This is a genomic window from Collinsella tanakaei YIT 12063, from assembly GCF_000225705.1.
Classification (GTDB): domain Bacteria; phylum Actinomycetota; class Coriobacteriia; order Coriobacteriales; family Coriobacteriaceae; genus Collinsella; species Collinsella tanakaei.
Genome location: NZ_JH126468.1, coordinates 328,474 through 351,050, shown reverse-complemented (window position 1 = coordinate 351,050; position 22,577 = coordinate 328,474). Strand labels below are relative to the sequence as shown.

Annotated in this window: 24 protein-coding genes; 18 read left to right on the top strand and 6 right to left on the bottom strand. The window is 61.7% G+C overall.

What is annotated here, in order from left to right; genetic code table 11:
- Positions 1 to 9 precede the first annotated feature (9 nt).
- From HMPREF9452_RS04980 to hisE, 5 genes are all read left to right on the top strand, one after another.
- Complete coding sequence (locus HMPREF9452_RS04980) at positions 10 to 870, top strand: imidazole glycerol phosphate synthase subunit HisH (RefSeq protein WP_009141038.1); 861 nt, start codon at positions 10 to 12, stop codon at positions 868 to 870.
- On the top strand, positions 867 to 1,682 hold the full coding sequence (locus HMPREF9452_RS04975; RefSeq protein WP_009141037.1) for a 1-(5-phosphoribosyl)-5-[(5-phosphoribosylamino)methylideneamino]imidazole-4-carboxamide isomerase: 816 nt from the start codon (positions 867 to 869) through the stop codon (positions 1,680 to 1,682). The genes HMPREF9452_RS04980 and HMPREF9452_RS04975 overlap by 4 nt, the downstream gene beginning before the upstream one ends.
- On the top strand, positions 1,676 to 2,458 hold the full coding sequence (gene hisF, locus HMPREF9452_RS04970) for an imidazole glycerol phosphate synthase subunit HisF (protein ID WP_009141036.1): 783 nt from the start codon (positions 1,676 to 1,678) through the stop codon (positions 2,456 to 2,458). Before HMPREF9452_RS04975 ends, hisF begins: the two co-directional genes overlap by 7 nt.
- 124 nt (positions 2,459 to 2,582) lie before the next feature.
- Positions 2,583 to 2,909 carry a phosphoribosyl-AMP cyclohydrolase gene (gene hisI / locus HMPREF9452_RS04965; RefSeq protein ID WP_009141035.1) on the top strand — a complete coding sequence of 109 codons (327 nt, stop codon included), beginning with the start codon at positions 2,583 to 2,585 and terminating at the stop codon, positions 2,907 to 2,909.
- Positions 2,910 to 2,960: 51 nt separating this feature from the next.
- On the top strand, positions 2,961 to 3,278 hold the full coding sequence (gene hisE, locus HMPREF9452_RS04960) for a phosphoribosyl-ATP diphosphatase (RefSeq protein ID WP_009141034.1): 318 nt from the start codon (positions 2,961 to 2,963) through the stop codon (positions 3,276 to 3,278).
- A 530-nt stretch (positions 3,279 to 3,808) separates the two neighbouring features.
- On the opposite strand, the gene HMPREF9452_RS04955 is transcribed toward hisE, so the two are convergent.
- Entirely contained in the window at positions 3,809 to 4,723 is a 915-nt protein-coding gene (locus HMPREF9452_RS04955) for a LysR family transcriptional regulator (protein ID WP_009141033.1), read from the bottom strand.
- Between the two features lie 217 nt (positions 4,724 to 4,940).
- Between HMPREF9452_RS04955 and HMPREF9452_RS04950 the strand changes: the two genes are divergently transcribed.
- Positions 4,941 to 6,383 (top strand): pyridoxal phosphate-dependent decarboxylase family protein, encoded by a 1,443-nt coding sequence (locus HMPREF9452_RS04950; protein WP_009141032.1) that lies wholly within the window; start codon positions 4,941 to 4,943, stop codon positions 6,381 to 6,383.
- 48 nt (positions 6,384 to 6,431) lie between these two features.
- On the opposite strand, the gene HMPREF9452_RS04945 is transcribed toward HMPREF9452_RS04950, so the two are convergent.
- A complete protein-coding gene (locus HMPREF9452_RS04945; RefSeq protein WP_009141031.1) occupies positions 6,432 to 7,394 on the bottom strand; it encodes a PHP domain-containing protein in 963 nt (320 codons plus the stop codon).
- 230 nt (positions 7,395 to 7,624) lie between these two features.
- Between HMPREF9452_RS04945 and HMPREF9452_RS04940 the strand changes: the two genes are divergently transcribed.
- Entirely contained in the window at positions 7,625 to 7,984 is a 360-nt protein-coding gene (locus HMPREF9452_RS04940; protein ID WP_009141030.1) for an arsenate reductase family protein, read from the top strand.
- Positions 7,985 to 8,024: 40 nt separating this feature from the next.
- On the opposite strand, the gene HMPREF9452_RS04935 is transcribed toward HMPREF9452_RS04940, so the two are convergent.
- From HMPREF9452_RS04935 to larA, 3 genes are all read right to left on the bottom strand, one after another.
- Complete coding sequence (locus HMPREF9452_RS04935; RefSeq protein ID WP_009141029.1) at positions 8,025 to 8,369, bottom strand: nitrous oxide-stimulated promoter family protein; 345 nt, start codon at positions 8,367 to 8,369, stop codon at positions 8,025 to 8,027.
- A 239-nt stretch (positions 8,370 to 8,608) separates the two neighbouring features.
- Positions 8,609 to 9,340, bottom strand: a complete 732-nt coding sequence (larD, locus tag HMPREF9452_RS04930) for a D/L-lactic acid transporter LarD (protein WP_009141028.1) — start codon at positions 9,338 to 9,340, stop codon at positions 8,609 to 8,611.
- A 422-nt stretch (positions 9,341 to 9,762) separates the two neighbouring features.
- Positions 9,763 to 11,037: a nickel-dependent lactate racemase gene (gene larA, locus HMPREF9452_RS04925; protein WP_009141027.1), complete on the bottom strand. Its 1,275-nt coding sequence runs from the start codon at positions 11,035 to 11,037 to the stop codon at positions 9,763 to 9,765.
- 163 nt (positions 11,038 to 11,200) lie between these two features.
- On the opposite strand from larA, the gene HMPREF9452_RS04920 reads away from it, so the two are divergent.
- The 8 genes from HMPREF9452_RS04920 (at position 11,201) to eno (ending at position 18,759) form a co-directional block, all read left to right on the top strand.
- Positions 11,201 to 11,869, top strand: a complete 669-nt coding sequence (locus HMPREF9452_RS04920; RefSeq protein ID WP_009141026.1) for a Crp/Fnr family transcriptional regulator — start codon at positions 11,201 to 11,203, stop codon at positions 11,867 to 11,869.
- A 169-nt stretch (positions 11,870 to 12,038) separates the two neighbouring features.
- Positions 12,039 to 12,410: a hypothetical protein gene (locus HMPREF9452_RS04915; RefSeq protein ID WP_009141025.1), complete on the top strand. Its 372-nt coding sequence runs from the start codon at positions 12,039 to 12,041 to the stop codon at positions 12,408 to 12,410.
- Between the two features lie 114 nt (positions 12,411 to 12,524).
- On the top strand, positions 12,525 to 13,079 hold the full coding sequence (yfcE, locus tag HMPREF9452_RS04910) for a phosphodiesterase (protein ID WP_009141024.1): 555 nt from the start codon (positions 12,525 to 12,527) through the stop codon (positions 13,077 to 13,079).
- Positions 13,080 to 13,084: 5 nt separating this feature from the next.
- Positions 13,085 to 13,957 carry a nucleoside triphosphate pyrophosphohydrolase gene (gene mazG / locus HMPREF9452_RS04905; RefSeq protein WP_009141023.1) on the top strand — a complete coding sequence of 291 codons (873 nt, stop codon included), beginning with the start codon at positions 13,085 to 13,087 and terminating at the stop codon, positions 13,955 to 13,957.
- A 458-nt stretch (positions 13,958 to 14,415) separates the two neighbouring features.
- Complete coding sequence (locus tag HMPREF9452_RS04900) at positions 14,416 to 15,084, top strand: Crp/Fnr family transcriptional regulator (RefSeq protein WP_009141021.1); 669 nt, start codon at positions 14,416 to 14,418, stop codon at positions 15,082 to 15,084.
- Between the two features lie 12 nt (positions 15,085 to 15,096).
- On the top strand, positions 15,097 to 15,861 hold the full coding sequence (larB, locus tag HMPREF9452_RS04895) for a nickel pincer cofactor biosynthesis protein LarB (protein ID WP_009141020.1): 765 nt from the start codon (positions 15,097 to 15,099) through the stop codon (positions 15,859 to 15,861).
- 36 nt (positions 15,862 to 15,897) lie between these two features.
- Positions 15,898 to 17,274, top strand: coding sequence for a nickel pincer cofactor biosynthesis protein LarC (gene larC / locus HMPREF9452_RS04890; protein ID WP_009141019.1), 1,377 nt, complete (start codon positions 15,898 to 15,900; stop codon positions 17,272 to 17,274).
- Between the two features lie 195 nt (positions 17,275 to 17,469).
- Entirely contained in the window at positions 17,470 to 18,759 is a 1,290-nt protein-coding gene (gene eno / locus HMPREF9452_RS04885; protein ID WP_009141018.1) for a phosphopyruvate hydratase, read from the top strand.
- A 112-nt stretch (positions 18,760 to 18,871) separates the two neighbouring features.
- Here eno and HMPREF9452_RS04880 read toward each other — a convergent pair whose 3' ends face one another.
- A complete protein-coding gene (locus HMPREF9452_RS04880) occupies positions 18,872 to 19,375 on the bottom strand; it encodes an HsmA family protein (protein WP_009141017.1) in 504 nt (167 codons plus the stop codon).
- A gap of 238 nt (positions 19,376 to 19,613) precedes the next feature.
- Here HMPREF9452_RS04880 and HMPREF9452_RS04875 point away from each other — a divergent pair, with 238 nt between their 5' ends.
- The 3 genes from HMPREF9452_RS04875 (at position 19,614) to HMPREF9452_RS04865 (ending at position 22,577) form a co-directional block, all read left to right on the top strand.
- Positions 19,614 to 20,195 carry a TetR/AcrR family transcriptional regulator gene (locus HMPREF9452_RS04875; protein ID WP_009141015.1) on the top strand — a complete coding sequence of 194 codons (582 nt, stop codon included), beginning with the start codon at positions 19,614 to 19,616 and terminating at the stop codon, positions 20,193 to 20,195.
- Positions 20,196 to 20,333: 138 nt separating this feature from the next.
- On the top strand, positions 20,334 to 21,572 hold the full coding sequence (locus tag HMPREF9452_RS12145) for an FtsB family cell division protein (RefSeq protein WP_009141014.1): 1,239 nt from the start codon (positions 20,334 to 20,336) through the stop codon (positions 21,570 to 21,572).
- Between the two features lie 18 nt (positions 21,573 to 21,590).
- Positions 21,591 to 22,577, top strand: a complete 987-nt coding sequence (locus tag HMPREF9452_RS04865; protein WP_009141013.1) for a Ppx/GppA phosphatase family protein — start codon at positions 21,591 to 21,593, stop codon at positions 22,575 to 22,577.

The following is a 22,577-nucleotide window of genomic DNA, read 5'->3' as shown; positions in this document are numbered from 1 at the left end:
GAGGTACGCATGGACGCGCCTAGGATTGCGGTGGTCGATTACCACAAGGGAAACCTGTCGAGCGTGGTGCGCGGGCTTGCCCGTGCGGGCGCCGCCGCGTATGCGACGGATAACCCGGATGAGATCCGCTCTGCAGAAGGCCTGGTTCTGCCCGGTGTTGGCTCGTTTTACGATGCGATTGCATATATGAGCGAGTCCGGACAGGATCGCGCGGTGATGGATGCCGTTGCCAACGGCGCGCCCTTTTTGGGCATTTGCCTGGGGCAGCAGCTGTTATTTGAGCGTGGGGACGAGGGCGTTCCCGTGGCGGGCGACAACGCTGATGCGGCTGCCGGCGCCGCAGCTGCCGCTGTGCCATCCTCTGACGACCCCGGCTGGCGCGGCGACGGCTTGGCCCCCGGCACCGTGTTCGAGGCGGCGGGCAGACGCTGGGTGCGCGGCTTGGGTTTAATCGCGGGTTCGTGCACAAGGCTGGACGGTTCGCGCCTCAAGGTGCCTCACGTTGGTTGGGACCAGATTCACCTGGTGGGCGCCGGCGCGTCGGGATCGGCCTGTCCTCTGTTCGACGATGTGGCGGAGGGCGCCAATGTGTACTTTACGCACAGCTATGCGGCGGACCAAGATGCCGATCCCGCTGCGGTCGCCGCCCGCACGCATTACACGCGCAGCTTTGCTAGCGCAATTTGGAAGGGCCGCGTGTTTGGGTGCCAATTCCACCCGGAGAAATCGTCCGCACACGGGCTACAGGTTTTGCGCAACTTCGCAAGCATTGTCGCCGCTGCGCGCGACGGCGAGTCTTATATGGTTGCCGGTTGCGTTATGCAGGGGTTCGTAACACGCCAAACGGGCGATGGGGGTGAGGTAGCATGATTGTCTTCCCTGCGATCGATCTTATCGCGGGCCAGGTGGTCCGCCTTGAGCGCGGAGACCGCGCGCACATGAAGGTGTACTCGTCCAATCCCGTCGCGGTGGCCGAGCACTTTAAGGAGCAGGGTGCCGCGTGGCTTCACGTGGTGGATCTTTCTGCCGCATTGGAAGAGGACGAGGAGGCGCGCGAGGCAAATGACCGCGCTATCGAGGCGTTGTGCCATGTGCCCGGCCTCTCGATCGACGTGGGCGGCGGCGTTCGCTCGCTGGCGCGCATCGACCAGCTTGCAGCGTACGGCGCCAAGCGCATCGCTCTGGGCACCGTGCTGGTGCGCGAACCTGGTTTTGCGGAGGTGGCGGCTCGTGGTTTTGGCGAGCTTTTGGTTGCTGACGTTGCGGCGCGTGACGGCCAGGTAAAGGTGAACGGTTGGCGTGAAGGCGTTGGCCGTAGCGCTGAAGACGTGGTGGGCGAGCTGGCGGGCTTGGGCTTTAGGCACCTGGTGTTTACCGATATCGCACGCGACGGCATGCAGACGGGCATCGATGTGGATGCCTATCGCCGTATCGCCGCGTGCGCCGGATTTCCCGTGGTGGCATCCGGTGGCATTTCCACGCTGGACGATATCAGGGCGCTCGCCGCCGCCGGCGACAACGTGGTGGAGGGCTGCATCACCGGGCGCGCCCTGTACGAGGGCAACTTTACGCTGGCGGAGGCCCTTGCCGCCGCAGGCGACGCTGCAAGCGCGAGCGCTCCGGCGGCAACGGCTGGTGACAACGCGGATTCCTCGTCCACGAAAGGCGGGTGCGTATGCTGACCAAGCGCGTGATTCCGTGCCTGGATGTTAAAGACGGGCGCGTGGTAAAGGGCATCAACTTCCTATCGCTGCGCGATGCGGGCGACCCCGTTGAGCTTGCGAGCGCGTATGATCGCGAGGGTGCGGACGAGGTCATCTTTTTGGATATCACCGCGACTAGCGACAACCGCTCGACCACCATCGATATGGCGTCGCGTGCGGCGGGCGAACTCGCCATTCCCTACACGGTGGGCGGCGGTTTTAGGGACCTCGCGGGCATGCGGCGCATGGTGGCTGCCGGCGCGGACAAGGTGTCGCTCAATTCGGCGGCGGTGAAAAATCCCCAGCTCATCACCCAAGGCGCGGCGGCGTTTGGCAGCCAGGCGGTTATCTGCGCCATCGACGCCAAGCACGTGGGGGAGCCGGGACGTCCCGGGGCCGACAAATGGGAGGTTTACGTAGCGGGCGGTCGTACACCCACGGGGCTTGACGCGGTGGAGTGGGCCTGCGAGGCGGCGCGCCGCGGCGCGGGCGAGATCTTGCTGACCAGCATGGACCGCGACGGTACCAAGGCGGGCTTTGATCTGGCGCTAACCCGCGCGGTTGCGCGCGCCGTGCCCGTTCCCGTGATCGCGTCGGGCGGCGTGGGCGAGCTTGAGCACTTTGCCCAGGGCATTATCGAGGGTGAGGCGGACGCGGTGCTGGCTGCGAGCGTATTTCACTTTGGCACATTTAGCATTCGCCAGGTCAAGGAGTACATGGCTGCCCAGGGAATCCCCGTTCGGCTGGATTTCTAACGTGCGGGGGCGCTGGTCGTGCGCGGCATGCGTTAGGGCGGTGCGTGATGCCTGCCGTGCGCGCGGTGCTCGCCGGGGCGTGCGGCATTCGGGGGTGCGTATCGCGCGAGAGAAAGGAGACGACATGAAGGTCGAGGATTTGAAGTTTGACGCGCAAGGGCTGATCCCGTGCGTGGTTCAGCAATATGATACGGGCGAGGTTCTTATGGTCGCCTGGATGAATGCTGAATCCGTGGCGCTTACGCTTGAGACCGGGACCACATGGTTTTGGAGCCGCTCTCGCCAAGAGCTGTGGAACAAGGGTGCTACCAGCGGCAACATGCAGCAGCTGCGCGAGCTGTTGGTGGATTGCGACGCCGACACCCTGTTGGCGCGCGTCGACTCGCCTGGTCCTGCGTGCCATACCGGCAACCGCACCTGCTTTTTTAGGACGTTTGATAACGAGGATTAGCGCGGCGCGATTGCGGCGGCGACGCATGGTGATGAAGAGGGAGGAGCCGGCATGGGAGTGCGCACGGCTAACGTACAAGACGGAAACATAGGGCAGACCATGGAGGGCCTGGCCGCGACAATACATGGTCGCCGCGAGGCTTCGCCCGAGGCCAGCTATACCGCCAAGCTGCTGCAGGGCGAGGAGGACAGCCTTCTGAAAAAGGTAATAGAGGAGGCGGGCGAAGTTGTCATGGCCTGCAAGGACAACGACCGCGATCACATTCGTTACGAGGCGGGCGACCTGGTCTACCATCTTCTGGTGGTTCTTGAGCGCTACGGCGTTACCATCGACGAGCTGGCGGGAGAGCTGAACGCTCGCATGAAGTAGGGCGACGGCGCCCTGCTGCACCTATTGGGGCCGGTAGCGCGTTCCTGTGGAGCGGGCGAGCGGCGAGCGGCGGGCGGCGGGCGGGCGAGCGGCGAGGGCGTTCCCGCGCTGTGTCAAATAACGTGTTAGTGCGGAGGTTTGGTCAAATAGTGCGTTAGTGCGGTCTGGAGAAGGTTCAGCGGGCATTTCTTATGCATCGGGCGTACTCGTCCAAGCCATCTATCTCGGATGATGCGAACTCCCTATTCATAAGGTACCCTCGTACACCTCATCCGTACCGCACTAACGCACTATTTGTCACTCTGGGAACCGCACTAACTAACTATTTGTCCCAACCTCCGCACTAAGCGATTATTTGGCACACCCGGATTCCGCACTAACGCATTATTTGGTCCGGCAGACGCTTGGCCCCACTGGGTCGCAGCAAGGGGGGGCGCCGCTGGCGCGGACCGACGCCGCCCCGCCCTGCCCCGGCGCGGGGAGATAGCGAGCCCGCTCTCAGGCTTGCGCCCCTCCTCATTCATCTCTACTCACTTCACAAGCGACTCGAGCACTTCGATAAACATCCTCATGTGCGGTGCGATCCACTTGCCCGTATGGTGGATCAGCTGGGTTTCCATCTCCACAGGTGCCAGCTGCGTTGTCACTTCGATCAGGCTTCCCCGTTCCAGTTCGCGCTGGGCGGAAAAGCGGGGTACAAACGTTGCTCCAACGCCGCGCTCGGCCAAGTGAACCAGGGTCTCGGTATTGCCTGCCTCGATTAGCGGATTTATATGCAGATCAAGCTCGCTCAGCGCGCGGTCAAGTTCAAGGCGATAGCTTTCGCCCCGCTCGGTCAAAACAAACGGCAGCTCGCATAAGGAGGCCGCATCCAGGGGCCGACCGGCAGGGGCGCCCTCGTCAACGCTCTCGAGCAGTGCGGGCGACGCTACAAACACCACCTGCTCGCGCCTTAGCGCGCGGGTTACCAGGCCGGATTGGTGCACGTGCCCCTCCATCGTGAGCAGCAAGTCGATGGTGTTGTTCCGCAGCCCCTCGATCATGCGGTCGCGCTGCGCCGTGGTCACAATCACCTGGACGCGCGGGCAGGTTGAGTGGAAGTGGACGAGGACTTCTGGAAGAATCGCCGTCGCCACGGACTCCACGCTGCCCAACCGCAGAACGCCCGCGATGTCTTGGGGAGCGGCTTGGGCGGAGGCGACGGAGGCCCTGGCGGCCCGTGCGGCGCCTGCTATTTCGTTAGCGTGAAAAGCAAAGGCTCGGCCCTGCTCGGTGAGCGCGGCGCCTCGCGGCACGCGGTCAAACAGGCGCGCGCCAAGCTCGTGCTCTAACTGTTTGATCTGCACGGTCACGGCGGACTGCGAATATCCCAGTTTCTCGGCAGCTTTGGAGAAGGTGCCTTGCTCAACAATGGCGAGAAAGGTCTCAATTTCACGCAGCTCCATCAATTGCCTCCTCGATTGCGGCTATAGCGGCGCGGGAACGTGCTTGCACGCGGGATTCATTGCTCGAAATAAATAGGCTCTTACCTGTAAGTATAAATATTATTAAACACACAATGAAATAGTTGAATTATACATATGGCAACAGAGCTGCGAATATGTGGCCAGTCACTTCAGTCATCGCGCTTCAAGAGCGTCTTCACAGGGAAGGAAAAATGCCATGTACGCAAAGGGGTCCACGCAAGAAGCCGACGTCGAGCTCGCGGCGGTGCGCTTTGTCTGCGAGCTGTTCTCGCGAAACCGCCATCTTTCCGAAGGACCAATCGCCGTCGAAGCCGCGCCCGAGCAGCTTCAGGCTATCGCGGACCAGGGCATTCCCGCTCAGGGCCGCCCCTTGGACGAGGTGGTTGCCGAGATGCAGGAGAACATCATCGGCTACGGCTACAACATCGACCACGCCCGCTTCATGGGCTTTGTTCCCGGTCCCGTCAACGCGCTGTCTTGGTTGGGCGATATGATGGCCTCTGGCTATAACCGCCATGCCGGCAGCTTTGCAAACTACCCAGCGGGCTGTGTTGCCGAGCACGAGCTGCTGCGCTGGTTTTGCGACAAGGCTGGATTTCCCCAGACGGCGGGCGGTGTCTTTGTATCCGGCGGTTCCATGGCGAACATGACGGCGCTCATCGCGGCCCGTGACGCAAAGTTGGACGAGGAGGACTGGTGCCGCGGCGTCGCCTACGTTTCAGAGCAAACGCATAGCTCTGTGGCGAAGGGCCTGCATATGGTGGGCGTGGCACCCGGCCGTATTCGCACCATCCCCTGCCATGATGACTTCACCATGGACCTGGACGCCCTAGAGCGGGCGATTTGCGTGGACGAGCAAGCCGGTCTCAAGCCGTTTGTGATCATCGCGACCGCCGGTAGCACCAACACCGGAGCGGTGGGACCGCTGCCCCAAATTGCGGATATCGCCCAGGCGCATAACCTGTGGATGCACGTGGACGGCGCCATTGGCGCATCCGTTCTGCTGACGCGCTACCGCGACATGTTGCGTGGAATCGAGCGGGCCGATTCTCTTAGCTGGGATGCGCACAAGTGGCTGTTCCAAACGTATTCCTGCGGCATGGTGCTGGTACGCGATGAGCGCACCCTGCTTAGCAGCTTTAGCACGCATCCGGAATACCTCAAAGATCTGGAGGAGTCCGCGCAGATCACCAATCCATGGGATATGGGCCCGGAGCTCACGCGCCCCGCGCGCGGTCTCAAGCTGTGGTTCACCCTGCAGGTCATGGGGTCGGACGCGCTGTCCGCCGCCGTTGAACATGGTTTCGACCTTGCTCGCTGGGCGCAGGATGAGCTTGAAAAGAACCCCATGGTGCAGATCGTCTCGCCCGCGCAGATGGCGATGCTCAACTTCCGCTACAGTCCGGAAGGCTTGAGCGAAGAGCAAAAAGACGTGCTCAGCGCGCGCGTCTCGCATCGCATCGTAGAGAGCGGCGATGCGGGCGTGTTCACTACCGAGCTCAAGGGGATGAAGGTGCTGCGCATTTGCTGCATCCACCCGGAGACTACCGAGCAGGTTATGCGCGAGACCGTCCAGCGGCTCAACGAGTGCTGCGAGGTGGAGCTGGAAGCCCTGCGTGCCGAGATGGATGCCGAGTAGCGCGTAGGGCGGTCCGCTTGGCATCCGGATGAGTGGTCCTCGAGGCGTTTACTCGTCCAAAGAGAAGGTTTCCCAATCGCCGTCTGCATGGGGCGCATCGAAGGAGCGATAGCCACATGAGTACGCATATGCCTGCGCATCGCGAATGCCCCAGCAGATATCGCGGGCGCGGTGCGAGTCCGAGCCAAGCGCGATGGGGACGCCGGCGCGCGCGAAGCGCTCAAGCAGGCTGCGGGTGGGGTAGTAATCGTCCACGGTCTTACGCAATCCGGCGGTCGATACCTCGATGCGCCTGCCTGTGTCGCGTGCGCAGGCGACCATTTGGTCCCACAGCGGGGCGAGGTCGCGAGTGGGGGCGAGGCCCTCGTTGGCAAAGCGCATGGCGAGGTCCGGGTGAGCCATGATGTCAAAGGCGAGGGGGCTCTCGCAAGCGCGGCACCATGCGTCCGCGTAGCGACGCCAGACCTCATCCGCGCCCAGGTTGATCCAAACGTGCAGGTCGCTGCCATCGTCAATCCAGCCGTTGTCAGAGGTGGGCGAATCTGCGCGGGTAACGTTTCTTGACCCGGCTTCGCCGGCGGCAAGGCGAATGTCGCCCACTTCTCCAATCCAGTGGACGCTGCCCAGGCGCACAACGGCGCCGGCGCTCCAGCGGCCTACGTTTTCCTCGCAGCCGGGATACCAGTCGCATTCAAAACCGTAGACAACCTCAAGGTTGGGGGCGATCCGCGCCGCGAGGCCGCGCGCTGATTCAAAGGCGGCGCGGTGCGCCGGCAGGTCTGTAAGCGTTACTTGGACCTCGCCGGCGGGATCCATGCTGGCGGGCAGGGTGAGGTGGTCGGTGGAAACCATGATTCGGCAGCCCGCAGCAGCAGCGGCACGGATGTTCTCCTCAAACGTGGGCTCGCCGTCAGAGAAGCGCGTGTGGGTGTGGCAGTCGACGATGGGCCGGACGGCTGCCGAGGCGTTTGGGGCGGCGACCGGGGCGATAGGCGAATGTGCTGGCGACATGGCTCCTCCTCTGCGGGGTATGCGTATGGGCAATTGTGGCATGTCTGGCTGGTTTTCGCGCGCGCTCCGCTCTTGCTTGACGCGAATTTAACGCGGCCTTTTTGGATGGATAACGGCAGGGTGACCGCTGGGCGCCCCCGGCTTTTCTAAATGGTCGCGAGCCCGTGGCGACCCATGCGTCCGCGTGCTAGAATCGCGGCAATGTAAACGCTACCAACAAGGAGTCAGACATGACCGCTCTCTTTATCGAATATCCCAAGTGCACCACGCGCAAGAAAGCTAAGAAATGGTTGGACGAGCATGGGGTTGAGTACATCGATCGCCATATTGTGGAGGATAACCCCACGGCTGAAGAGCTTGCTGCCTGGCAGCAGCGCTCCGGACTGCCGCTCCGTCGCTTCTTCAATACCAGCGGCATGAAGTACCGCGAGCTGGGCATCAAGGCCAAGCTGGATGCGGGCATGTCGGATGAGGAGGCCTTCGCCCTGCTGGCGACCGACGGCATGCTGGTGAAGCGCCCCATCGTGGTTACGGACGGTGCGGTCTTGGTGGGCTTCAAAGAGGCCTCTTGGGAGGAGGCCCTGCTGTAGCATCGGTGAACGGATTTGGCTCCGGCGCCGATAGGGATGGCTATTTGCCCAGCATGTGGCGGATGGCGGCGATGGGGTGATGGTAGAGCATGCGTGGGCCCGCATAGCGCATGACATCGCGAATGCGCTGCTGCATCTGCGGGCTATAGCAATGGTGCTCGCATTTGTTGCAAGACGTTTTTGTCTCCATCTTACGGCATCGTTGGGTGCGCGCCACCGCAAAGCGATCAAGCTCGGCGCAGTCTGGGCATATGGCGCCGCCGCAGTGGGCGGTCTTGGTGCGGGACGCTGCCGGATGGTGCCCGGCGCAATAGATGGCGACCATCTGCGAGACAACGAGTTTTTCACGCTTGCGCCTTGCTGCGATGCGCGGGGTATCTTCCATGGGGCCTCCAAGCCGATGGCGCTCGGCTTTTCCCAAGCGCCTGAAAAGCGTATAAGTAAGTCTCGGTTTACTATAGCATCGTCCAGAATATTTGCCGTGTCGATTGATTGGCGCCGTGTCGCTTTGCGCATCATCGTGGCGAATACGGGCCGCGCATCAAAAAAGAGCGCCCGCAGCGCATTGGATGTCGCTGCGGGCGCTCTTTGCCAGCACGGTGCCGAATGGTTCTAGAAAGGGCCCTAGAAGGTGACGCCCAGGACCAGCGTGGTGAACAGGGCTGCTGCGATCGCGCCCACAAAGGGGGCGATGCCGGGGACCAACAGGCCGTACTTCCAGTCGTTGTCGGTCTTGTTGGCAATGGGGAGGATCTGATAGGCGATGCGGGGGCCAAGGTCGCGTGCCTGGTTCATGGCAAAGCCGGTGACGCCGCCCAAGCCCATGCCTACCGCCCAGACCAAAAGACCCACGCCAATGCCCAGCATCATGGTGTTTTCGCCCACGTTCGCGGCGATGCAGAGGATGCCGGTGAGGAAAATAAACGTGTCGAATGCCTCGATCGCAAAATTGCGCGGCAGGTTGTATGACTCCGTGGTGGGGTTGGTGGAGAAGATGTTGCGTATGGCTACGGGATCGACCTCAAACTCGGATGCCTTGAAGTCGTCGGCGTAGATGAACCACGCCATGCAGGCGCCGGCGATGCCACCGAGCATCTCGGCGATGACGTAAGGGACCAGACTGCTCCAAGGGACAAGGCCCACAATGCTTTGGCACAGGGCCATAGCCGGGTTCATGCATACGCCTCCAAAGATAAAGAGGCAAACGGAGATGCCAAACGACCAGGTGGTGATGGCAAACATATGACCTGATCCGCGGTATTTGCTGCCTTTGAGGGTTTCGTCGCAATGGACGCCGACGCCAAAGACAATCATCAGGGCGGTTGAGGCGAATTCGGCAAAAAGATGTTCAAACATAAGGATCCTATCTTGATGAAGCGAAAAAGAAGGTGGGATGAAAGCGCACGGGGGCAGCTGCATATGACTGCCATCCCCTTTCTGCTTCGCATCCTTTTTAGCCCCCATTTCCGAGTGGCTGCTCAAAGACGTTGCTTGTTGTCTGCTCCCGCGACCGTTTATCCGCGGCTGTTTTCATGAGAACGCCATTTGGACGTTTTTCAGCCTTTCGAAACCGCGCAAAAACGTCCAAAAGGCGTTCTCACCAGTTTTGAGCGCGAGGGAAATCGACCACGGCTGCCAGATTGCCGCTTGGACGCGATGGCGCACCGTTCGGCTAAGGGAAGTGGGTGTTTGCGGGAGGGGGTGCTTGCGGGAAGGGGTGCTTGCGGGAAGGGGCGCTTGCGGGAAGGGGCGCGAGGGGAAGATGGGGTTGCAGCGCGCTAGCGAGTGACGACAACCCCCAGTCCGTCGGGGATGATCGCGAACTTTGCATCCGCTCCCTTGAGGTCTCTGGCGATGGCGATCGCCTCTTCCACGGTGCTGGCGGGGGTCATATGCATGGCGCGGATCATGTCATGGTCGCAAAGGTCGGTGACCAAGATGACGGGATGATGGGCCAGGATGCGGGCGAAGATCTGCGCGGTCCACTGGTCGGCGAGCGTGTCGCTTTTGGCGCGGGTGATGCAGGACTTCTCAAACTCCGCGGGGTCATTCTCGGCGATGTTGCGATAAAAGCCCTCGCCACCGTGGCCGTCACTGCAGCCGGCGATCGAGATGATGACGCCGCCCTCGTCCAACGTGGCTTCTGCCGCGGTCATGCCCTTGACGGCCTGGTAGATGTTCTGGTCAAGGGGGTAGCCGCCGTTGGTGGTGATGGCGACATCGCAGGGTACGGCCTTGACGCCTGCCAGCTCCCTCACAAAGGAGCAGCCTGCCTCGTGCGCGTTGTGGATATCGCCCGCAAACGCTCCAATGACCTCATGGTCGCCGTTGAGCACTACGTTGAGGATGAATCTCAGGCCCGCCATCTCGGCCGCGGCCATCATGTCCTTGTGGACCTGGTTGCCGTCGAGCACGCCGGCGCGGGAGTGGGAATCATGGATAAACTGACCGTTGTGGTTGTACATGATGGTCTTGTATGAGGCGATGCCGGGGAGCACAGACTTGCGCGAACCGGAGAAGCCGGCGAAGAAATGCGGCTCGATAAAGCCCTCTGCAAGAAGCAGGTCTGCCTGGGCGGCGATGCGGTTGATGATGCAGGAGCCGCCCGAGGGAAGGGTGCCGATATGGATCATGGCGTCGTCATCGGTGGCGACGTGCATCACAATCTCCTCGTTCGCCACTATCTCCTCGCCGTATTTATCGACTAGCTCTTCGTGGGTGGAAGGGCGATGCATGCCGGTTGCGACCAGGATGCGCACGCGAGCCTGCGGGGCGGCGGCGTGGATGCGGCGCAGCAGAATGGGCATGGTGACCTTTGAGGGGACGGGGCGGGTGTGGTCGGAGCTGATGATCACGATGTCGTGCTTGTTTTGGCAGAGCTCCTCAAGCGTGGGCGACGAATACGGGTTGTCGAGGGCCCGCTCGATAAGCTGCTCCTGGGTACCTTCTGCCTTGAATTCGCTTTGGTGCCCCTCGAGCACTCCGGCGACGCACTCTTCTGGCAGGCTGATGTGCAGCTTGGTGCGGTCGTACGGCACGTCGATGTCAAACATGGCCATCCCTTTCTGTCATATACCTTCGTTGGCGTTTAAGCCGGGGTAACTATGGGGGTTTGAAAGGGTGCGCGTTATGTCGAATGTAGTTACCAAATGTCAACTCAACGTTTCGCTAGGTGTATACAGTGGTCGGGCTTAACAAATCTGAAAGGGGCGCCGCATGGCGGAGGAGTCTAGCTATCTAGTTGACTATTTGAGAAAGAAGGGGTTTGCCGAGACGCGTAAGCTACGGCACGAATATCTCTCCTACTACGGACTCGACCAGGAGTATGTCTACGTTTTGGTCTCTGGCGTGGTGAAAACAAGCGTCACATTGCGGGAGGGAAGCGAATTCAACATCTTCTATATCAAGGGCCCCAGCCCGGTGTCGCTGCTGCGCGACGAGGTGAGCAGCCGTGCCAAGGCTCCGTTTACCGTGCGGGTGGAATCCGATGAGGCGCTCTATATGAGGATTCCGCGGGTGGCGTTTTGGGATTTTGTGAACGAGGACCCTTTGCTGCTGGGTTGCGTGAAAGATTACTACCGCTCAAGCTTGGAAGAGACCCTGTACCGTATGAGGTACCTCACCATGAACGGCAAAGTGGGTGCGGTAGGTGGATTTCTCTACGACCTGAACGATCGATTTGGCGCCCCGTGCGAGGGCGGAAGCATGATAACTCTGGACATCACCAACGAGGACATCGCCCAGTTCTGCGGCATCTCGTCCAGAAGCAGCGTTAACCGTATCCTGCGGGGCTTTCGCGAAAAGGGGATTATATCCACGCGCGAGCGCGGAAGCCGCATTGTGATTCACGATAAAGAGCGGCTTGAGCGCTACGTGATGGGCTAGCGCCCGGGTTGGTAGCGCCGCCGTTCGTCGAGCACGTTGCTGCCGTTGGTCGGTTTGACGCGCGGAGCGCACGCCCAAGCGGGCACTTGCGGGGTGCAAGGGCGTGCGCGGCAGGTACAATACCCTCGTCCAAAAACTGCCAACCAACCGTGCGAAAGAGAAGACGCCTATGTCCGCAATGCAAAAGTTGCTCAAGATCACCAGCATCGTCATGCTTGTTTTGGGTGGCCTGTTCATCCCCCTCACCGTGATGAACTTTATCCACGCAGAGACGTTCCCCGGCATCATCATCGCGGTGCTCACCGCCCTGACGGCGCTATTCGATATTCTGCTGGGCTTTTTGGGGTCGACTGCGGCCAACGTGCCCAGCCGCGTGACCGGCCTTTTGCCCATCATCGTTATGGCTCTGATCGTTAACGCGGCCTCTGTCCTCTACATCATGCTTATGGAGGGGCTATGGGTGCCCACGCTGGTCAACGCGACCGTCAACCTGGTGTATTCCTTTGCGGCGCACCGGGTCAACAAAGAGGCCCTGCGCTAGGGCCTTAAACGTTTGACGGCTGGGTTTTCAAGGCGGACGGGTATCCAAAGGGGTGCGCGCCCGCCTTTTCGTTTTATCATGCAAAGCAGCGACGTCGATGAGAAAGGAACGGCTATGAAGCTTGTAATAGCCTCTGACCTGCATGGATCTGCATATTGGACCCGCCGTCTTATGGACGCGATCGCGCGCGAGGCGCCTGATCGCGTGGTGTTGCTGGGCGATTTGCTCTACCACGGCCCCCGCAACGACCTGCCGCGCGACTATGCGCCCAAACAGGTGATTCCTTTGTTGAACGACCTGGCGTCAACCGGTTGCCTCACTGCGGTGCGCGGCAACTGCGAGGCAGAGGTGGACCAGATGGTGCTGTCCTTCCCCTGTATGTCAGACTTTTCTCAGCTCATTGATGAGAGCGGTCGCACGCTCTTTCTTACCCACGGCCACGTGTTTGGTGCCGGGATGCACAACAGCGTGGACAACGCGCCGTCTCTGCCCGCGGGTTCCGCGCTGGTGTACGGCCACACGCATATCAAGGTGAATCAGGAAAGCGAGGCGCATCCGGGGCTGTGGCTGTTCAATCCGGGCAGCGTGTCAATTCCCAAGGACGGCACGCACAGCTATGGCATTTATCAGGACGGCGCGTTTAGCCATGTGATTTTGGACGAGGAGTAGGCGCTATGGCGGAGTGGAAGAACACCGGTAGCGGTAGCCTGGCAAGTCTGGTGCGCGATACCTCGACGCTGTCGGATGCTCGCGAAGCGTTTCAGGGCCTGGTCGAGACCATCTGGCGCCTGCGTCAACCCGACGGGTGCCCATGGGATCGAAAGCAGACGCATGCCAGCATTGCCAAGAACATGATCGAGGAAGCCTACGAAGCGGTCGATTGCATCGAGTCGAACGATGTCGCCCACCTGCGCGAAGAGCTGGGCGATGTTTTGATGCAGGTGGTGCTGCACGCGCAAATCGCGGCGGATGCGGGCGAATTCACCATGGCGGACGTGGCCCGCGATATAGATCAAAAGCTCATCCGCAGGCACCCGCACGTGTTTGGCGACGCCGCGGCCCAAGACGCCGAGGAGGTGCTGGCGATTTGGGACAACGTGAAGCTTGCCGAAAAGGAGGCCAAGGACAAGGAGAGCGTGCAGGCGGGCGAGAGGCCGGAAGGGCTGCTCGATGGCGTTCCCACCTCGCTTCCCGCCCTGATGCAAGCCCAAAAGGTATCGCGCAAAGCCGCTGCCGTGGGGTTTGAATGGGAGACGGTTCAAGACGTGTGGGATAAGGTGGACGAGGAGCGCGAGGAATTCCGGAAGGAGGCCCCCGGCACCGCCGAGCGCGAAATGGAGTTTGGCGACGTGCTCTTCGCACTGGTAAACGTAGCGCGCAAAGAGGGGATCGACGCTGAAAGCGCGCTACGCGCGAGCACGGCGAAATTCCGCTCGCGCTGGCAGGCTATGGAAGGTCTCGCCCGCCAGCGCGGGGTTGCGATCGAGGGCTTGTCGACCCAAGAGCTCAACGACCTATGGGACGAGGTCAAGCGTCAGCGCGCCTAGTAGCGAGCGCGAATGGCGGCGGGGTACCAAATGTGGTCGTTGCGTCAGTAATTGCATGAATGTGCATAACATTTTGCGCTAGGGACATAAGAACACTACCGTACATTGCCGTGGCCTTCAGTAAGTATGAAGGGGCTATGAATCCAGAATGCCACCAAGATACGGGTTTTGGCGGTACGTCGTGCGCCCGGAGCGCGGGATGTACCGCATAGGTTCAGCCTGGCGCACGTGCATGTTGCGACGAGCTAGCAAAACGTCTACCTCGAACATTGCGATTCCCCAATCAACGCTGCTGTTGGCGGCGGGTCTTTTACACCGCGCTTCGCTACCTGCAACTATGCAGGGGCGAGCGTCCGGTGGAAGTATCGATTGTTGGTACCATTTGTTACTTGGCGTTTTGTTCTGTCACGTAGAGTAGCGAGCCTGTCAGCCAAGCGTGTTAGAAAGGGGTGAGGCGTGTGGAGAAGGTCCACGACTACCTCGTTGAGTACTTGAGGTCGAAGGGATACCCGGAAGTTAAGAAACATCGGCACGAGTACCTTTGCTACTACGGATTCGATCAATCGCACGTCTATGTCCTGATCGAGGGCGTTGTCAAGGCGAGCGTCACCATGCGTGAGGGCACCGAGTTCAACGTGTTCTATATGCAGGGGCCCAGCCCGGTCTCGCTGTTGCGGGACGAGGAAAGCGCCAAGGCAAAGTCTCCGTTCAGCGTACGGGTTGAGTCGGACGAGGCTCTGTTTTACGTGGTGCCTCGGCTGACGTTTTGGAAGTACGTGAACGAGGACCATCGTCTGCTTGATTACGTAAAGGATTACTATCGGAGAAACCTGGAAGACGCGTTTGACCGCACGCGCTTTTTGACCATGAACGGAAAAATAGGCGCGGTGGGGGCCTTGCTGTTCGACTTAAGCGTTAAATACGGCGAGCCGTGCAAGGACGGAACGGTGATCTCGCTGGACGTGACCAACGAGGACATAGCCCAGTTCTGCGGTATCTCGTCCAGAAACAGCGTGAACCGCATATTGCGCGGTCTGCGCGAAAAGGGCGTTATCTCTACAAAGGGCCATGATTCGCATATTGTGGTGCATGATGCAGACTATCTGGAACAGTTTGTAATGGACTAGGGGGAGTGGACGATGGACGCAGCCGATGCAAAACTGCTGGCTGAACGGGTGGCCGCCGGGGAAGTGCCGCCCGATGAGCTGGTGCGCGCGCTGCAGGTGCCGCCGGTGACCGACCTTGGCTTTGCCACGGTTGATAACCAGCGCGGCGCCCGTACTGGCACGTCTGAGATCATCTATGGTGCAGGAAAGACAAAAGAGCAGATAGCGGGCATTGTGACGTCAATGCTAGAGGCCTGTCAGCGTCGGGTGCTGGTAACGCGTCTTGACGGCGAGAAGGCCGCCGGCGTGAGCGAGCTGCTTGCCGCCGGCGGCATCGCCATGGAGTACGACCCCGTAGCGCGCTTGGGCATGGTTGGAGATGCCAAGGAGCCGGATGGGCTGGGAACGGTGCTTGTGGTTTGCGCTGGAACCAGCGACTTGCCGGTTGCCGAGGAAGCGGCGCGCACGCTTGAGTATTTGGGCAACCGCGTGGACCGCGCCTATGACGTGGGCGTCGCCGGCATTCACCGCTTGCTTGCGTGCGAGAGGCGCATCCGCGACGCGCGCGTTATCGTGGCCGTCGCCGGCATGGAGGGCGCGCTGGCCAGCGTGGTGGCCGGTTTGGCGAGCTGCCCGGTGATCGCGGTTCCCACCAGCGTGGGGTACGGGGCGAGCTTGGGCGGTGTCGCCGCGCTGCTAGCGATGCTCAACAGCTGCGCCAACGGTGTTTCCGTGGTCAATATCGATAACGGTTTTGGCGCCGCGTACCAGGCGTCGCTCATCAATCATATGAAATAGGCGCGGGCCTTCGCGCTGCTGGGGGAGAGGGTTTATATGGGTTCGCTGTACATCGATTGCTCGCTGGGCGTGAGCGGGGACATGCTGGTCGCTGCGCTACTGGACGCCGGAGCCGATTCGGCAGCGCTGGACCGCGCGTTGTCGAGTCTTTCCGTTGCGGACGAGTTTGAGATAGCGATATCGACCGTGACCAAGGCGGGCATGCGTGCCTGCGACTTCGACGTGGTGCTGCGCCATGGCCATGAGACCCACGACCATGATATGGCGTATCTGCATGGTCATGGTGAGGGGCGGTGCGGCCGCGCGCACGAGCATGCGCACGAGGACGATGACCATCACTGCTGCGAGCACGCCCATGCGCACGGGCACACCCATGGCGACCATGACCACCAGCACGAGCACGCCCGCCGCCACGAGCATCATCACGAGCACCGTAACCTGCATGACGTTATGGCGATCATCGACTCCGCGCAGATGACGCAGAGCGCTCGCGCCATCGCCGCGCGCGCGTTCGAGATTCTCGCCCAGGCAGAAGCACAGGCGCACGGGTTGCCGGTGGACCAGGTCCATTTTCACGAGGTTGGCGCGATCGACTCTATCGTCGACATCGTGTCCGCAGCGGTTTTGGCCGATAGCCTTGATCCCGATGCCGTCTACGCCACGCCGCTAGCAGACGGCCATGGCACCATCCGTTGCCAGCATGGCGTCATCCCCGTTCCCGTTCCGGCGGTGGTGAACATCTGCCGCGCCTGCGAGCTGCCCACGTCGCACCTGGATGTTGAGGGCGAGCTGGTAACGCCTACGGGCGCCGCGCTTATCGCCGCGTTGGATGCTCGCCGCGCCCCCGATTTTCCCTACACAATCCTGGCGACGGGCATGGGCGCGGGCAAGAGGGGCTACAGCGTGCCATCGCTGGTGCGCGTTCATCGCATCGAGCGGGCGCGGGAGCCTCAGCCCCATGTCGACGGGGTGATCGAGCTGGAATGCGACGTGGACGACCAGCCCGCAGAGGGCATGGCCCATGCGGCGCAGGCGCTTCTTCGCGACGGCGCGCTTGAGGCCCACTGGCTGCCCGTCTTTGGCAAGAAGGGTCGGCCCGCCTATCAGCTGCAGGTTATCGCCGCTCCTCAGGATGCCGAGCGCATGCGCCGGCTATTGTTTTTGGAGACCACCACCATTGGCGTTCGCTGGACGATGATGGACCGCGAGGTCCTTGAGCGCAGCGAGCGCGTGGAGCAGACGTCTCTGGGACCGGTGCGCGTCAAGACCGTTGTCCTTCCCGATGGCGAGCACCGCTCCAAGCCCGAATATGAGGATGTCGCCCGCATAAGCTCGCGCGAGGGTATCGCGTTTCCGGACGCACTCGTCCAGATTACCGCAGAGATACGTGCGGGTAGGAATACCGATCTGTAGGGGGTTGCCCCGGCTTTTTTGGTGCGAGCGCCATACTAAGGCGTTGCAGCATTGTTGAATCTTTTGGTTTCTTGGTTTTCCGTGCATGGTTGGACCGCGCTCGGGCATACTAAAGAAGTTATCCAAGTCTAACCATTCGCCGGGAAGAATCTCGGCGGGGTCGCTTGCTCTCGTATCCAATGAAAGGGGACGAATATGAGTGAGATTCTCGATGTGTACGGTCGCGAGGTATTGGACTCTCGCGGTAATCCCACCGTTGAGGTGGAAGTTGTGCTCGATGATGGCTCCTTTGGCCGCGCGATGGTGCCCTCCGGCGCTTCCACCGGTGCGTTCGAGGCCGTTGAGCTGCGCGACGGGGACCGCGAGCGCTATCTGGGCAAGGGCGTTTCCAAGGCCGTCGACCATGTGAACAAGGAGTGCGCGGACGCCGTGATCGGTATGGACGCGTTTGACCAGCGTGCGGTCGACGCCGCCCTGATCGCCGCGGACGGCACGCCCAACAAGGCAAACCTGGGCGCAAACGCGATTCTGGGCGTGTCGCTTGCCGTCGCCCGCGCGGCGGCGCAGTCTGCCGGCCTTGAGCTGTACAGCTACCTGGGCGGCGTCAACGCCCACCTGCTGCCCACGCCTATGATGAACATCCTGAACGGCGGCGTGCATGCGGACAACAACGTGGACTTCCAGGAGTTCATGATCATGCCGGTGGGCGCCCCTACCTTTACCGAGGGCCTGCGCTGGTGCGCGGAAGTTTACCACACGCTTAAGGGCGTGCTGCACGAGGCGGGCCTTGGCGGCGGCGTGGGCGATGAGGGCGGCTTCGCCCCCAACCTCAAGACCAATGCCGAGCCCTTTGAGTACATCAACAAGGCGGTCGAGAAGGCCGGCTACACCCCGGGCGTGGACTTTATGTACGCCATGGATCCCGCGTCGACCGAGTTTTACAACACTCAGACCGGCATGTACGAGCTTAAGGGCGAGGGCCGCGAGCTTACCAGCGCGCAGATGGTCGACTATTGGTGCGAGCTCGTTGAGAAGTATCCCATCATCTCCATCGAGGACGGCATGGCCGAGGAGGATTGGGACGGCTGGGTCGAGCTGACTCGCCGCATCGGAGACAGGGTCCAGCTGGTGGGCGACGACCTGTTTGTCACCAACACCGAGCGCCTGAAGAAGGGCATCGAGCTGGGAGCGGCGAACGCCATCCTGGTCAAGGTGAACCAGATCGGCACGCTGACCGAATCCCTCGAGGCGATCGAGATGGCCAAGGAGGCGGGATACGCCTGCATCGTCTCCCACCGTTCCGGAGAGACCGAGGATTCCACCATCGCGGATCTGGTGGTTGCGACCAATGCGGGCCAGATCAAGTCCGGCGCTCCTTGCCGCTCCGACCGCATCGCCAAGTACAACCAGCTTATCCGTATCGAGGACGAGCTGTTTGGCAGCGCGCGCTACGCCGGTAGGAACGCGTTTTACAACCTGCGCTAGCGCACGCTGTACCGCCGCGCCCAACGAGGCGTTGATGTGAAAAAAGGACCTGCAGCCGGTTTGGGCTGCAGGTCCTTTTGCTTGGACGCGCGATCGATCACGCAGGGTTGAGCTATGCGCGAGCGATTTTGTTCGCGGGGCGAAGCAGGAAGAAGGAGAGGATGGCGACGATGATGACGCTGAGGATGACGGCGGGGACGGTGGCCATGTGAATCATGGGGATGCCCACGAGCAAACCGATGATATAGGGCACCAGCCAGAGCAGCCATACGATGGTGCTGAAGCGATGGAAGGTCTGCTCCTGCGCAATCGCCTTGTCATCATGACGGCGGCCGCGCACGTAGACCAGGGTTGCCCAGCCGGCGTGGAAGAGCATGAGGATGATGGCGAGCAGGCCGGTGATGCCGTGGATGGCGGGCGCGGGCTCGCTTCCCGCGGTGCGCGCCATGATGGTCATTACGGTGGTGCCGGTGGTGTCGCAGGCGAGGCCGGCCCAGAACAGGGCGAGATGACGGCCGTTGAGGTGGCCGGCGCGGCGCTCGGCGAAGACGCCGATGGTGTAGAAGACAAGTGTCGCGGTGATGGCGAGGCTGGCGATCATGAGCATGGGTGACATTGCTTAATTCCCTTCCTTAGCAGGTGAATAGGTGGTCGATGTTCGTGGTGAACACCGTTCATCTGAACAAGGTTCATCTTAGGGACGAGAACTGGGTTCTGCAAGGAGAACTTTTCTCGTCCAATTTTCCCCCATGAATTCTCCACCTGCTTGTTCACTTGCGTTCCGCTATGATGAACACAGTTCATTTTGTGTGTTGCCAAGCACGTTTGGCGTTGTTTGGCGGGAGGGGAGCGGTATGGGGAGCAAACCTGCGATTTCTCGCGAAACGATTTTGTCCGTGGCGTACGAGCGCGCGCAGAAGGACGGCATGGCGTCGCTTGGCATTAGAACCATCGCCAACGAGTGCGGCGTTGCCATCGGTACCATCTATAACTACTTTCCGGATAAGGCGTCGTTGGTGACCGAGGTCGTAGCTCGTTTTTGGCGCGCCGCCATCGAGGAAGCGGGCGTGCTTTCAAACGCCGAGGAGTCCTCTGACGGCGCCGAGAAGAGCCTGCTTGCTTACTGTCGCAGGCTGGCCGAGGAGCTAAGCGAGTCCCTGGGGCATTTTCAGGCGAGTTGGCTTCGCGAGATCTCTACGCTTGACGCGCGCTCCCTTGAGCGGAGTCGCGCCGCCGAGGAGGAGTGCTTCAGGGGCATCTGCGCGGGAATCGCGTCGCATATAAAGAGCGATGCCGCGATCACGCCCGCGGCGCGCGAGCGCTTTGATGCGGACCATCTCGCCGAGTTCATCTGGAAGGCGATGTTTGGCTCGATCAAGGCGGGCGATCCCGCGTGCACCACGTTGTTTGGCTTGATGGAGATGGCGCTGTATTAACGTGCTTCGCGCCGTCCAAGACAGCTCGCGCGGCGCGCCGGCGCGGCTCAACGCTAAGCCTGCACAACTGAGCCGCCCGCGCGTGGTATAACTGGAAGGCAAGATAGCGCAACCGTACCTCAACCAAACAAGGCGCCCATGAACAACACTTCACAGCACAACGGTTTTTCCGTCCATAACGGCACCGCCGGCGAGCCAATGCCGCCGAAGGTCAAGCCCGTCTCGAGCGCGTATTCCGAGGCGGCCGCATCTGCATCTGCAAAGCGCGGGCATCGCCACAAGGACGGCGAGGCCGAGCAGGGGCAGACGGATGCGAAGCAGACGCCGACGCATCGCCGAGCTCCCAAGGGAGCGGCCAGGCCTGCTGCGAACCGCACTGCCGCCGATAGGCCGTCCGTCCGTCGTTCCGGTATCGCGGCGGAGGTTGCGGCGACGGCTCGTTCCGGCGCGACGGGTCATCGCGCTGCGAGGACGACTTCTGTATCCGCCGCAGGCGCCGCATCGTCTCCTTCCGCAGAGCCGACTGCGCGCAGGTCGTCTGGTTTTGCCGGTAAGGTCAAGGATGCCGTCTCCGCAGGCGCCGAGCGCGTGAAAGGCGCTGCCGCGAGCGCCTCGGCGGGTGCGGCGCCCGCGCGAAGGTCTGCGCGCGGCGCGAGCGCGGGTGCTCGGGCTGGGGCCTCTGCGGTGGACGAGGAGCGCGCGAGCCGCCGTGCCGCGTACGAGGCGCGCCGGCAGTCGAGCCTGATGAAGTACGCCAATGACAACCGCGTGGTGCGGGCGCTCTACGACTTTACGTCCGGCCCGTATCGCGCCGTGTTCTACGTGCTGGTAGTCGCCGTGATTGCCCTCGGCGTCTATTTCCCCGTGCGCGACCTCTACATCGCCCATAGGACTAACGGCATTTTGCAAGAGCAGCTGGCCATTAGGGAGAAGTACAACGAGTCGCTGGAAAAAGAGGTGAACAAGTACCTGTCGCAAGAGGGTATTGAGGAGGCGGCTCGTGAGCAGGGCATGGTGATGCCGGGCGAGACCCCTATTACCGTGCAGGGCGCGGATCAGCTGGGCGATAACGGGCAGGCGTCCTCCCAGGACGGATCGGCCGGCGGCGCGCAATCCGACGATGCTGCAGGTTCTGGCGATGATGCCAGCTCTGGCGACACTGCGGATTCTGCGAGCGGTGACGCTGCCGATAGCGGGAGCGATGGGGCGAATGCGGACACGGCGGATTCCTCGTCCAGCGAACCGTCCACATCTGCGGAAGTTGAGCGGGCGGAGCGCGAAGTCTACGCAAAATCCCCCTGGTATTACAAGGTGTTGGACTCCCTGTTCTTCTATTCTGGCCCTTCGGACCAGGTTGTGAAGTCAACGGGCGAATAGGGTAGAGAGGAGAGCGCCGTGCAGCGTGGTGATATGGTGCGCGTGGCGTCCATAGATTTGGGAACGGTGTCTTCGCGCCTGCTGCTGGCCGAGGTGAAGGACGGCGTGATCGTCGACTCTCGCAAGAGGACGATCATTACGGATCTGGGCGAGGGCGTCGACGCGACGGGGCGGTTTTTGGACGCCGCCGTGGCACGCGTGCTCAAGGCGTGCTCGTCCTTTGTTGAGGACATCGAGGCGTTTGCCCCGCGAGCGGTGTGCACCACGCTTACAAGTGCGGCGCGAGACGCCTCGAACGGGCAAGACCTGCTGGACGGGCTTGAGCGCCTGGGGCTTGTGCCGGAGGTGATTCCCGGCGAGGTCGAGGCGAAGCTGACGTTTTACGGCGTGGCACATGATTTTCCCGGCGAGCGCATTGCCGTTGCGGATTCGGGTGGCGGGTCGACCGAGGTGGTGGTTGGTCGCTATACGCCTGGCGAGCCGCTTGAGGTTGAATGCGCCCGCTCGATGGACATTGGATGCCGCCGCGTTACAGAGCGGTTTTTGAGCTGCCAGCCGGCGCGCGCGGAAGATCTTGAAGCGGCGCGCGACTTTGCTCGCGAGCAGTTTGAGCCTTACTGGTCCCGGATGGCCCGCCGTCCCGAGCGCCTGGTGGCGGTGGGCGGCACCGTGACCACGCTGGTGGCGATGGATCGCGGCATGCAGGTGTACGATTCCTCATTGGTCCACCTGCATGATTTGGAACTTTCGCAGGTGGAGGCGGCGCAAAGGCGGCTTTCAACGTTGTCGGTTGAGCAGATCGCGGCGCTTCCGGGTATACAGCCCAAGCGCGCGCCCGTCATTCTTGCCGGCTCGCTGGTTATAGGCGAGCTTATGCGCACCGGTGGATACGGGTCGCTAACGGTGAGCGAGAACAGCCTTATGGCGGGCATGGCGGCAACGCTTTATGAGGCGCTGTGCAAAGAAGTTCCCGCCATAGGGTGGATGCCGCGCGTATCGTGTTAG

What these genes read in the sequence shown, in the direction of transcription:
- HMPREF9452_RS04980 (WP_009141038.1), top strand. Translation starts at nt 10, where the DNA reads ATGGACGCGCCTAGGATTGCGGTGGTCGATTACCACAAGGGAAACCTG.
- HMPREF9452_RS04975 (WP_009141037.1), top strand. Translation starts at nt 867, where the DNA reads ATGATTGTCTTCCCTGCGATCGATCTTATCGCGGGCCAGGTGGTCCGC.
- hisF (WP_009141036.1), top strand. Translation starts at nt 1,676, where the DNA reads ATGCTGACCAAGCGCGTGATTCCGTGCCTGGATGTTAAAGACGGGCGC.
- hisI (WP_009141035.1), top strand. Translation starts at nt 2,583, where the DNA reads ATGAAGGTCGAGGATTTGAAGTTTGACGCGCAAGGGCTGATCCCGTGC.
- hisE (WP_009141034.1), top strand. Translation starts at nt 2,961, where the DNA reads ATGGGAGTGCGCACGGCTAACGTACAAGACGGAAACATAGGGCAGACC.
- HMPREF9452_RS04955 (WP_009141033.1), bottom strand. Translation starts at nt 4,723, where the DNA reads ATGGAGCTGCGTGAAATTGAGACCTTTCTCGCCATTGTTGAGCAAGGC.
- HMPREF9452_RS04950 (WP_009141032.1), top strand. Translation starts at nt 4,941, where the DNA reads ATGTACGCAAAGGGGTCCACGCAAGAAGCCGACGTCGAGCTCGCGGCG.
- HMPREF9452_RS04945 (WP_009141031.1), bottom strand. Translation starts at nt 7,394, where the DNA reads ATGTCGCCAGCACATTCGCCTATCGCCCCGGTCGCCGCCCCAAACGCC.
- HMPREF9452_RS04940 (WP_009141030.1), top strand. Translation starts at nt 7,625, where the DNA reads ATGACCGCTCTCTTTATCGAATATCCCAAGTGCACCACGCGCAAGAAA.
- HMPREF9452_RS04935 (WP_009141029.1), bottom strand. Translation starts at nt 8,369, where the DNA reads ATGGAAGATACCCCGCGCATCGCAGCAAGGCGCAAGCGTGAAAAACTC.
- larD (WP_009141028.1), bottom strand. Translation starts at nt 9,340, where the DNA reads ATGTTTGAACATCTTTTTGCCGAATTCGCCTCAACCGCCCTGATGATT.
- larA (WP_009141027.1), bottom strand. Translation starts at nt 11,037, where the DNA reads ATGTTTGACATCGACGTGCCGTACGACCGCACCAAGCTGCACATCAGC.
- HMPREF9452_RS04920 (WP_009141026.1), top strand. Translation starts at nt 11,201, where the DNA reads ATGGCGGAGGAGTCTAGCTATCTAGTTGACTATTTGAGAAAGAAGGGG.
- HMPREF9452_RS04915 (WP_009141025.1), top strand. Translation starts at nt 12,039, where the DNA reads ATGTCCGCAATGCAAAAGTTGCTCAAGATCACCAGCATCGTCATGCTT.
- yfcE (WP_009141024.1), top strand. Translation starts at nt 12,525, where the DNA reads ATGAAGCTTGTAATAGCCTCTGACCTGCATGGATCTGCATATTGGACC.
- mazG (WP_009141023.1), top strand. Translation starts at nt 13,085, where the DNA reads ATGGCGGAGTGGAAGAACACCGGTAGCGGTAGCCTGGCAAGTCTGGTG.
- larB (WP_009141020.1), top strand. Translation starts at nt 15,097, where the DNA reads ATGGACGCAGCCGATGCAAAACTGCTGGCTGAACGGGTGGCCGCCGGG.
- larC (WP_009141019.1), top strand. Translation starts at nt 15,898, where the DNA reads ATGGGTTCGCTGTACATCGATTGCTCGCTGGGCGTGAGCGGGGACATG.
- eno (WP_009141018.1), top strand. Translation starts at nt 17,470, where the DNA reads ATGAGTGAGATTCTCGATGTGTACGGTCGCGAGGTATTGGACTCTCGC.
- HMPREF9452_RS04880 (WP_009141017.1), bottom strand. Translation starts at nt 19,375, where the DNA reads ATGTCACCCATGCTCATGATCGCCAGCCTCGCCATCACCGCGACACTT.
- HMPREF9452_RS04875 (WP_009141015.1), top strand. Translation starts at nt 19,614, where the DNA reads ATGGGGAGCAAACCTGCGATTTCTCGCGAAACGATTTTGTCCGTGGCG.
- HMPREF9452_RS12145 (WP_009141014.1), top strand. Translation starts at nt 20,334, where the DNA reads ATGAACAACACTTCACAGCACAACGGTTTTTCCGTCCATAACGGCACC.